Here is a 10014-nt window from a genome sequence, read left to right as displayed (position 1 = left end):
ATGAGTCTTTCTGAATATTTAAAAGTGTTTTACCAGAAACTTTATTGTCGTCAATTTCTAAAATGTCTACAACATATTTATCGTAGTAGTTGGAAGGTTTTAATACCTCTCGAATTCTAAAAGTAATAGTTTTTAAGGTGTCCGCTTCCGCGGAAATGACTTGGCTATAATGGTTTGAGAAGTTTTTTTGGTTGTGAAGCACCGATGTTAAAACACCAATAGAAATCATGACTAAAAAGGTTAAAACCCCAAACCAAATCGTTTTTATAAACTGTTTTCTTGCAATGAGATAGAAAACAAATAAATTGCACAAAAGAAAAACGGTTGATGCAATAGAAACGTTAATTGAAATTTTGCATAAATACCCAATTAGAATGCCAATAATAAGGCAAATGGTTAATTTGATGATGGCAAAATTGAGTAATTTCATACTCTTGAAAGATATAAAATTAACTTATAATATGCGTCGCGCTTCGTGAAATGCTTTTAGCCAATAAGCTTCATTAAGTCCAGAAATAATAACGCCTTCGCCAGTTGTGGCATGAATAAACTTAATATCGTTATCTCGAATATCAACAATTAACCCTACGTGATTTATAGAATTTCGCCTATTTCCTGTTTTAAAAAATAGTAAATCGCCTTTTAAAACTTCTTTAAGTTGAATTTTATTCCCTTTTTTAGCCATGTCTCGGGATATTCTAGGGAGGTGAATGTTAGAAGAATTGAATGATTCATAAATCAAACCAGAACAATCCATTCCAGATTTTGTTGTGCCTCCCCATTTATAGCGAACCCCTTCAAACTGTTTGGCATAATCTATAATAATATCAGCTTTTGAATGATTGGTAGCTGCTTCAGAATATACCGTTTTACTACTCCCATTGTTGTAATCTGTAGTTTTTTGTTTGCTTTTCTTGGTAATAATTTTGGTGGAGGAAGTTTTCTTGTTTTTAGCGCGCTTTGAAGATTTGCAACTGCTAAAGCTGATAAATAAAAGAAGTATGAATATTATTTTTTTCATCTAAAAGTTAAGATTTGATAGAATCGTAAATCAGTTTCGCAGTTTTTTTACTGGCACCTTTTCCACCTAATTTTTTTTCTAATTCATAATAGTCTAAAAACAATTTCTTTCGGGTTTCTGTGTCCAAAATTTTATCTAGTTCTTTTTTTAATCGCTTTTTATTAAAGTCATTTTGAATAAGTTCGGTAACTACTTCACGATCCATAACTAAATTTACTAACGATATATATTTTAAAGTTATAATGCGTTTCGCAATTTGATAAGATACATTACTTCCTTTATAACAAACCACTTGAGGGACTTTAAAAAGTGCAGTTTCTAAAGTGGCCGTTCCTGAAGTAACCAAGGCTGCGGTTGAAACACTTAATAAATCATATGTTTTATTGGCTATAAATTTTACATTATTAGATTTTATAAAAGGTTCATAAAAACTAAAATCTTGACTTGGAGCGCCGGCAATAACAAATTGATGGTCTGGGTATTTGTCAACTAAACTCAACATGACTGAAAGCATTTTTGTTATTTCTTGCTTTCTGCTTCCAGGCAATAAGGCAATTATAGGTTTGTCGCCTAATTGGTGCGTTTCTCTAAATTTAAATTCACCAACTTGTTCTCTATTGGCTATGGCATCAATTAATGGATGTCCTACAAAGGTAACGTCGTATCCATGTAATTTGTAAAACGGTTTTACAAAGGGAAGGATCACATACATATTATCAATATCACGCTTAATATCTTTAACTCTACTCGCTCTAGATGCCCAAACTTGAGGAGAAATATAATAGTTTGTCCTAAAACCTTCTTGTTTTGCCCATTTTGCAATGCGTAAATTGAAACCAGAGTTATCAATAAAAATAATAACATCAGGCTTAAATTTTGAAATATCAGTTTTACAAAATGAAATGTCTTTATAAATCTTGTTGAGGTTTGTAATAACTTCAATAAACCCCATAAAAGCACGTTCCTTATAATGCTTAACTAATGTGCCTCCAGCAGCAAGCATAAGGTCTCCACCCCAAAACCTAATATTGGCATCAGCATCAATTGCTTTCAATGCTTTCAATAAGTTTGAGCCATGTAAATCGCCCGATGCTTCACCAGCTACAATATAATACTTCATTTAGAAGAGTTTAAAAACAAAGGTAAAAACGGCAATAAAAACGGTTATTAATAAAACGCCTCTAGCACGATAATCTTGTTTTTTTTTAATAAAAACAAAAAAAGCAATTAAGTTTAAAATGGCGCCCAAACTTATTAGTTTTCCAAGAAACCCTTCAGCAATGGCAGCTTTAATAACTACCATGAAATCATCTCCTTTTCCCAGTAAGTTGGCTGCTAAAAATAAACCAATAGCATTGGCAATTAAGCCAACAATCATTCCTATAAAAATGTCCTTTTTCATTTATTTTTTTAATGTGTTTTATTATTTAAAATCCCAACTGTTTAAATCCTTTATGAAATGATGGGCTGTTAAGTCAAATTGAGTTGGTACAATGGTTACATACTTATTTTCAAGTGCCCATTCATCCGTGTCTTCACCGCCATCTAAATTAACAAATTTACCAGTTAACCAATAATAGTCGCGCCCTTGTGGGGTTTTTCGTTTGTCAAATTCTTCTACCCAATTGGCTTTTGCTTGTCTACAAACTTTAATACCTTTTATGTCTTTTTCAAGAAGGTTTGGAATATTAACATTTAAAACAATGCCGTTTGGTAAACCATGTTTTAACACCTGTTCAGTAATGGATTTCACAAAAGGTTTCGAAGCCTCAAAATTAGCTTCCCAATTATAATCCAATAAAGAAAATCCTATGGCAGGGATACCTTCTATTCCGGCTTCAATGGCTGCGCTCATGGTGCCTGAATAAATCACATTTATCGATGCGTTTGAGCCATGATTAATACCCGAAACACATAAGTCTGGGGTTCTTCCTAAAAGTTCTCTAATTGCTAGTTTTACGCAATCAGCAGGTGTGCCAGAACAACTAAATTCCTTTTGTGGACCTTTTTCAAAATCAACTTCCGTTGAGTATAAAGTTGAATTTAAAGTTATAGCATGACCCATACCGCTCTGTGGACTTTCAGGAGCAACTACAACAACATCACCAATGGAATTCATTACTGAAATTAAAGCTCGAATGCCTGGGGCGTTTATACCATCGTCATTTGTAACTAGTATTAGGGGCTTTTTGCTCATTATTATTGATAAATTTCCTCGCTAAAATACATAATTTCGTTAGTAAACGCTCAATTTCTTTGCTTTAACAAAAAATTAGTAGCGTTTAAAACAATTGGCATGGTTTTTTCTTTATTTTAGTGAAAATTATGCTGTGCTTTCCAGAAGCAAAAAAGATTAACTCATGAAGAATATTATGAAAAGGAATTATAAAATACTTTCGTTGTTGCTTTTATTAGCATTTGCGTCTTGCAGTTTTACATCAAAAAAATTCAGTAATCCAGATAAAGATAAATTATTAATCCAAATAATCACCTTTGTATTAGAGCAAGGTCATTTTGACCCAATTGCTTTAGATGATGCGTTTTCTGCGGAATTGTTTTCAGATTATTTAGAAATTGTAGATCCTGTTAAACGGTACTTTTACGAGTCTGATTATAAGGATTTTGAAGCATTCAAATTTAACATTGATGATCAGCTAAAAATAACGGATATAACATTTTTTAATGTTGTACATGAACGTATGTTGAAGCGTATTGAGGAATCTAAAGATATTTACAAAGAGGTGTTGTCAAAACCATTTGATTATTCAATTGATGAAGACTTTGATACAAATTATGAAAATAGCGCCTATGTAAAAAATAAAAAAGAGATGAAAGACCGATGGAGAAAACAATTAAAATTCTCTACGCTTTCTAATTATGACGATATTAAAGAAGAAGAAAAAAGAGCTAATGAAGCAAATCCTGAATATGTATTAAAACCTGATGCTCAAATTGAAAAGGAAGCTCGTGAAGCAACTTTAAAGTCTATTAATATTTATTTTGAAGATTATATTGACGATCAGCAACGTGAAGATTGGTTTGCCGTTTATGTAAATACTATTGTTGAAGAGTTTGATCCGCATACGTATTATTTAGCTCCGAAGGGAAAAGAAGATTTTGATCAGCGTATGTCTGGTAAACTTGAAGGTATTGGCGCAAGACTTCAAAAAAGAATGGATTATATTAAAATAGTAGAATTGATTTCTGGTGGCCCAGCGTGGAGAAGTAACGAGTTAGAAGTGGAGGATATTATTCTAAAAGTAAAGCAAGAAGACGAAGAATTTCCTGTTGATATTGTTGGTATGCGTATCAATGACGCTATTAAATATATTAAAGGCCCAAAGGGAACAAAAGTAACCCTAACTGTTAAAAGGGTAGATGGAACTATTAAAGATGTAGTAATTACTAGAGATGTTGTTGAGCTAGTTGAAACCTACGCTAAATCCTCTGTTGTGGAAAAAGATAACATGAAATTTGGGGTTATTAATTTGCCAGCTTTTTACGTGGATTTTCAAGATTACAAAAACATAAATGCAGCCAAAGATGTTAAGCAGGAAATTGAGCGCTTAAAAGAAGACGGAATTGAAGGCTTAATTCTCGATTTGCGTAATAATGGTGGAGGTTCGTTGCCAGCTGTGGTTGATATGGCTGGGTTGTTTATAAAAGACGGTCCTATTGTTCAGGTGCGTTCTACAGATCAGCCGAAAGAGGTTTTAAAAGATAGAGACAAATCCATTTCATGGGATGGTCCGTTGGTTATTTTGGTGAATGAAATTTCAGCATCAGCTTCTGAGATTATGGCAGCAGCAATGCAAGATTATAAACGTGCCATTATTATTGGTGGAAAACAGACTTACGGTAAAGGAACCGTTCAAAATGTGATTGATTTGAATAGTATGTTACGAAACAATACCAGTGGCGATTTAGGTGCGTTGGCGCTTACTAGACAAAAATATTACAGAATTAATGGTGGTTCAGTACAATTAGAAGGCGTAAAAAGTGATATAAATGTGCCTGGACGTTTTAGTTTTATTGACGTAGGCGAAAAAGATAAGGCTAATCCATTACCTTATGATGAAATTGATGCCGCTGATTATACACCTTGGGATAATTATTTTAATTATGATACAACTGTTGCAAATAGTAAAATACGGATGAGTACGAATAATCAATTAAAACTTATTGAAGAAAATGCTAAATGGGTTAAAAGTAAAATTGATGAAACGGTTTACTCGTTAAACTATAAAACGTATAAAGAACAGTTAGACGCTAATGAATTAGAATCAAAAAAATATGATGCTATTTCTAATTACAATACAAATTTAACGTTTGAGTCGAGTGGTTATGAAAAAGCATTAATTTCTCAAGACACTACAGACTTAAAAGAAAAACGCGAACGTTGGCACACGAGTTTAAGTAAGGATGTTTATGTTGAAGAGGCGATAAACGTGCTGGAAGATTTAAAAACAGCTTACCCAATCAAAAAAGTAGCATCAACTGTTCGCAAATAAATTATAGAAAGTATTGTAATGAGTCATAAATCAAACTCACTAAAACAATTAGCGCTCCAAAAGTTTAAAAAGAACTTTTGGGGCGTTTTCAGTTTCTACTTTATTGTTTTAGTGGGTATTGTGTCGGTATTTGCTTATTTGTTTGCGCCTGATAATTCGCAATACGCCAATCAAATGCATTTGGCAATTCATTCAGAAAAACCTGGGTTTAAAGTCATGATGCTAACTATTCCATCAAAAATTAAGGTGGAGCAAAGTGGTTTTGATAAGGTCTTCTTCGGAAAGAAAAATACAGATACGGAAATTCCTATTTCAGAATATAACATTAATGATGAGGTTTTGATCTATAAGGAATATGCAACTGATGGTTTAGAAGGTGCTGAAAAAACTATTATGATAAGCGCGTTTCCAAATAATTCAATTAAAGATTTTATTAAGGAAAAAAGTTTTCTTTTTGGCACAGATAAATATGGACGCGATTTATTAAGTCGCGTTTTAGTTGGTGCTAGAATTTCTTTTTTTATAGGTTTTGTAGCAGTTCTAATATCTTTGCTAATTGGAATTTTCATGGGAAGTGTTGCTGGTTATTTTGGAGGAAAAGTGGATGCCTTAATTATGTGGATTATCAATGTAACATGGTCAATCCCTACGCTATTATTAGTTATTGCGATAACATTAGCGTTAGGAAAAGGCTTTTGGCAAGTATTTATTGCAGTAGGTTTAACAATGTGGGTTGAAGTTGCTAGGGTGGTACGCGGACAAATAATAAGCACCAAAGAAATGCAATACGTAACCGCAGCAAGAGCTTTGGGGTATAATGACTTTAGGATTATTACCAAACATATTTTGCCGAACATTATGGCGCCTGTAATTGTTATTTCGGCAGCTAATTTTGCAGCGGCTATTTTAATAGAAAGCGGTTTGAGTTTTCTCGGTATTGGAGCGCAACCACCCATGGCAAGTTGGGGTGCTATGATTAAAGATCACTACAACTATATTATTCTTGGGAAACCTTATTTAGCAATTATTCCTGGGCTTTGTATAATGAGTTTGGTAATGGCTTTTATGCTAATTGGGAATGCGCTTAGGGATGCTTTGGATGTTAAGAGTTAATTCTGATTAGAGTCCAACTCCATATTCTCATTTAATCCATCAATATAATCTAATACATCATCCTTCCCAATATCCTTTGAAGAGGAAGTAATAAAGTAGTTAGGCATTTCTTCCCAAGTTTCTAGGAGGATTTTTTTGTAATCTCCAACATGGTTTTCAATGGCTTGTGGTCTTAGTTTATCAGCTTTTGTAAATATTATTGAAAACGGAATACCATTTTCACCAAGCCATTGCATAAACTCTAAATCTATTGGTTGTGGGTCGTGCCTAATGTCAACTAAAACAAAAGCCGTAACTAACTGTTCGCGTAAGCCAAAATATTGTGTTATAAATTTTTGGAACACCTTTTTGGAGCTTTTAGAAACTCTTGCATAACCATAGCCAGGCAAATCTACCAAGTGCCAGTTTTTATTAATTAAAAAATGATTAATAAGTTGTGTTTTTCCAGGTCTTCCAGAGGTTTTAGCTAAACTTTTTCTGCTGGTTATCATATTTATTAATGATGATTTGCCAACATTACTTCTGCCAATAAAAGCATATTCTGGTAATCTGCTTTTTGGGCATTTAGCAACATCAGAGTTGCTCATAACAAATTCGGCAGACTTAATTTTCATGACAAGTATTTTTTGTCATTCCCTCGAAGGAGGGAATCTTATTAAAGGAATTTAGAGTTTCCAGATTGGGATTTTTTTTGATTTTTTATTTGGGGATTTCTTGTTAAAACCCTCTCTTTTGCAACCACCTATCAAGAATTTTATTGAACTCTTCAGGATGCTCCATCATGGCTGCATGACCACATTTGTCAATCCAAAACAATTCAGAGTCAGGTAACAATGCGTTGAATTCATTTGCAACCTCTGGAGGGGTAACGCCATCATTTTTCCCCCAAATGATGCAAGTTGGTGTTTTTATTTTTGGTAAATCTTTAGCCATATTATGTCTAATGGCACTTTTGGCAATTGCTAAAGTTTTTATAAGCTTATTACGGTCGTTCACGGTTTCGTAAACTTCGTCAACGATTTCTTTTGTAGCTACTGCGGGATCGTAAAATACGTCTTGTGCTTTCTTTTTAATAACCTCATAATCACTTCGTTTTGTGTAACCACCGCCCATTGCATTTTCATACAATCCAGAACTTCCAGTAATGATTAAAGCTTTTACACTTTCGGGGTAAAGTTTGGTGTGATATAACCCAATATGACCACCTAAAGAATTTCCTAATAAAATAACTTCTTTATAGCCTTTAAATTCAATAAAGTCATGCAGATATTTTGCAAAATACTTCACATTAGTTTTTAGTAAAGACATGCTGTAAAGAGGTAGTTCGGGTATAAGAACTTTATAACCTTTTTCACAAAAAAAATCGGTTACAGCATCAAAGTTGCTTAATCCTCCCATTAAACCGTGTAACACAATTATTGGTGTGCCTTCACCTGCTTCAATATAGCTGTAGTTTTTTTCTTTTTTTAAACGATGCGTCATCAATCAGTTAGTCATTCATGCGTTAAAAACAAATATAGGTATTTCATTCATAATTCCACTATAATAATTGTTTTCAAGCAAAAAAGTAGATTTTAAGTTTCAAAATCATGAAAATTTCATAGCTGACTAATTAAAAATCAATGCGGTTAGTTTAAAAATTTATCATTTAAATGGAGCTAGTTACCGAGTGGGTTTTTCAATTCATAAATCGGTTAAAAAACAGTTTTAATCAACAATTTATTAACAAAGTGGTATTTAGTGGTATAATGTGGGATAATTTTCAATATATTTGAAACTTAAACGTTTAAAAGTCAATAGAACCGCTTTGGATTTAATAACAGGCACATACGATTGTAAAGTTGATGCAAAAGGCAGATTAATGATGCCTGCTGCAATCAAAAAGCAACTTTCTGCGATTTTGCAGGATGGTTTTGTGCTACGTCGTTCTGTTTTTCAAAAATGCTTAGAGCTTTATCCGATGGCGGAATGGCAAGTTTTAATGCAGAAAATGAATAAGCTGAATAAGTTTAAAAAGAAGAATAACGATTTTATTAGAAGGTTTACTGCTGGTGCGAAAATGGTTGAGGTAGATGTGAATGGCAGATTATTAATACCGAAAGACTTAACGGTTTTTGCTGATATCAAAAAAAATATAGTGGTGGCTTCTGCTATCAATATTATTGAAATCTGGGATAAAGATTTATACGAACAAGCAATTGATGACGCTGCAGTTGATTTTGCAGATTTAGCTGAAGAAGTAATGGGACAAGATGATGAAAGCGATGGAATATCATAACCCTGTTCTTCTAAAAGAAACTGTTGATGGGTTAAATATAAATCCTGATGGCATTTATGTCGATGTCACATTTGGTGGTGGTGGGCATAGCAAAGAAATTTTAAAACGACTTGGTGAAAAAGGGAAGCTTTTTGCTTTTGATCAGGATTCGGACGCTCTTGAAAACACAATTGATGATGACAGATTTACGCTGATTCATGAGAATTTCAGATTTGTAAAACGCTTTTTGAGATTTCATGGTGTGAAACAAGTTGATGGAATTCTAGCAGATTTTGGTGTGTCATCACATCAGTTTGATGTTGCTGAACGCGGTTTTTCAACGCGTTTTGAGGCGGATTTAGATATGCGCATGAATCAAGAAAACAAACTGTCTGCTTTTCATGTAGTTAATGAATATGAAGAGGCGCAATTAAAACAAGTGTTATTGCAATATGGCGAATTGCGTGCAGCACCTGCTATGGCAAAATTAATAGTTGAGAACAGGGAGGCGGAACCAATTATTACTAGTGAACAATTGAAAAAGGTGTTGAGGAAATTTTTGCCTCCGCGTCATGAAAATAAAGTGTTAGCTCAAATTTATCAGGCTATTAGAATTGAGGTCAACCAAGAAATTGAGGTTTTAAAGGAGTTTTTATTGCAAACTCCAGAAGTGTTAAAAGTTGGCGGTCGGTTAAGTTTTATTTCCTATCACTCTCTCGAAGATAGGCTTGTAAAACGATTCATTAGAAATGGCATGTTTGAAGGAGAGCCAGAACGTGATATGTATGGGAATTTTGAAGTTCCACTAAAAAAAGTAAATGGATTAATTGTTCCTTCTAAAGAAGAAATAAAGGCAAATAATAGAGCAAGAAGTGCAAAACTTCGAATTGCTGAAAAAATATAAATGAAAAAAAATATCTATAACATATTAAAGGGAACTTTCTTAGTTAGTGATGATTCATTTAGAAACTGGCGGTTTATACTGTTCATATCAGGGCTTGCCATCATAATGATTGCAAGTTCGCATAGCGCAGATAAAAAGGTATATGAAATTGCACGATTAAAAAATGAAGTTAAAGAAATGCGATCTGCATTTGTGGATGGGCGATCGA

General features: G+C 33.4%; 12 protein-coding genes. 5 read left to right on the top strand and 7 right to left on the bottom strand.

All coding sequences use genetic code 11. The features are described 5' to 3' along the window. The 5 genes from WBN21_RS16815 to surE form a co-directional block, all read right to left on the bottom strand. On the bottom strand, positions 1 to 430 hold a 430-nt coding region (locus WBN21_RS16815; RefSeq protein WP_424202339.1), incomplete at its 3' end, for a DUF4131 domain-containing protein. A gap of 24 nt (positions 431 to 454) precedes the next feature. Beyond that, complete coding sequence (locus WBN21_RS16810; protein ID WP_424202337.1) at positions 455 to 1021, bottom strand: C40 family peptidase; 567 nt, start codon at positions 1019 to 1021, stop codon at positions 455 to 457. 7 nt (positions 1022 to 1028) lie between these two features. Next, positions 1029 to 2141, bottom strand: a complete 1113-nt coding sequence (lpxB, locus tag WBN21_RS16805) for a lipid-A-disaccharide synthase (RefSeq protein WP_424202335.1) — start codon at positions 2139 to 2141, stop codon at positions 1029 to 1031. Further along, a complete protein-coding gene (locus WBN21_RS16800; RefSeq protein ID WP_424202333.1) occupies positions 2142 to 2423 on the bottom strand; it encodes a hypothetical protein in 282 nt (93 codons plus the stop codon). Between the two features lie 21 nt (positions 2424 to 2444). Next, positions 2445 to 3218: a 5'/3'-nucleotidase SurE gene (surE, locus tag WBN21_RS16795; RefSeq protein ID WP_424202331.1), complete on the bottom strand. Its 774-nt coding sequence runs from the start codon at positions 3216 to 3218 to the stop codon at positions 2445 to 2447. 175 nt (positions 3219 to 3393) lie between these two features. Between surE and WBN21_RS16790 the strand changes: the two genes are divergently transcribed. Both WBN21_RS16790 and WBN21_RS16785 read left to right on the top strand, forming a co-directional pair. Then, positions 3394 to 5532 (top strand): carboxy terminal-processing peptidase, encoded by a 2139-nt coding sequence (locus WBN21_RS16790; RefSeq protein WP_424202342.1) that lies wholly within the window; start codon positions 3394 to 3396, stop codon positions 5530 to 5532. Positions 5533 to 5550: 18 nt separating this feature from the next. Further along, positions 5551 to 6645: an ABC transporter permease gene (locus WBN21_RS16785; RefSeq protein ID WP_424202329.1), complete on the top strand. Its 1095-nt coding sequence runs from the start codon at positions 5551 to 5553 to the stop codon at positions 6643 to 6645. On the opposite strand, the gene yihA is transcribed toward WBN21_RS16785, so the two are convergent. Then, positions 6642 to 7259, bottom strand: coding sequence for a ribosome biogenesis GTP-binding protein YihA/YsxC (gene yihA, locus WBN21_RS16780; protein WP_424202327.1), 618 nt, complete (start codon positions 7257 to 7259; stop codon positions 6642 to 6644). The two genes, WBN21_RS16785 and yihA, sit on opposite strands and share 4 nt — an antisense overlap. 103 nt (positions 7260 to 7362) lie before the next feature. Next, positions 7363 to 8127: an alpha/beta fold hydrolase gene (locus tag WBN21_RS16775; protein WP_424202325.1), complete on the bottom strand. Its 765-nt coding sequence runs from the start codon at positions 8125 to 8127 to the stop codon at positions 7363 to 7365. Between the two features lie 325 nt (positions 8128 to 8452). On the opposite strand from WBN21_RS16775, the gene mraZ reads away from it, so the two are divergent. The 3 genes from mraZ to WBN21_RS16760 form a co-directional block, all read left to right on the top strand. Beyond that, on the top strand, positions 8453 to 8923 hold the full coding sequence (gene mraZ, locus WBN21_RS16770; protein WP_424202340.1) for a division/cell wall cluster transcriptional repressor MraZ: 471 nt from the start codon (positions 8453 to 8455) through the stop codon (positions 8921 to 8923). Next, a complete protein-coding gene (gene rsmH, locus WBN21_RS16765) occupies positions 8910 to 9806 on the top strand; it encodes a 16S rRNA (cytosine(1402)-N(4))-methyltransferase RsmH (protein ID WP_424202323.1) in 897 nt (298 codons plus the stop codon). The genes mraZ and rsmH overlap by 14 nt, the downstream gene beginning before the upstream one ends. Then, positions 9807 to 10014 (top strand): FtsL-like putative cell division protein (locus WBN21_RS16760; RefSeq protein ID WP_424202321.1); only part of this gene is annotated, 208 nt, incomplete at its 3' end. It lies immediately after the preceding gene.

The organism is Algibacter sp. (assembly GCF_049667265.1).
Lineage (GTDB): Bacteria > Bacteroidota > Bacteroidia > Flavobacteriales > Flavobacteriaceae > Algibacter_B.
Note: the sequence above shows the minus strand (reverse complement) of the source record. Positions and strands in the feature narration are given on the sequence as shown.

Coding starts and splice junctions, on each gene's coding strand:
- WBN21_RS16810 (WP_424202337.1), bottom strand. CDS start 1,021: ATGAAAAAAATAATATTCATACTTCTTTTATTTATCAGCTTTAGCAGT.
- lpxB (WP_424202335.1), bottom strand. CDS start 2,141: ATGAAGTATTATATTGTAGCTGGTGAAGCATCGGGCGATTTACATGGC.
- WBN21_RS16800 (WP_424202333.1), bottom strand. CDS start 2,423: ATGAAAAAGGACATTTTTATAGGAATGATTGTTGGCTTAATTGCCAAT.
- surE (WP_424202331.1), bottom strand. CDS start 3,218: ATGAGCAAAAAGCCCCTAATACTAGTTACAAATGACGATGGTATAAAC.
- WBN21_RS16790 (WP_424202342.1), top strand. CDS start 3,394: ATGAAAAGGAATTATAAAATACTTTCGTTGTTGCTTTTATTAGCATTT.
- WBN21_RS16785 (WP_424202329.1), top strand. CDS start 5,551: ATGAGTCATAAATCAAACTCACTAAAACAATTAGCGCTCCAAAAGTTT.
- yihA (WP_424202327.1), bottom strand. CDS start 7,259: ATGAAAATTAAGTCTGCCGAATTTGTTATGAGCAACTCTGATGTTGCT.
- WBN21_RS16775 (WP_424202325.1), bottom strand. CDS start 8,127: ATGACGCATCGTTTAAAAAAAGAAAAAAACTACAGCTATATTGAAGCA.
- rsmH (WP_424202323.1), top strand. CDS start 8,910: ATGGAATATCATAACCCTGTTCTTCTAAAAGAAACTGTTGATGGGTTA.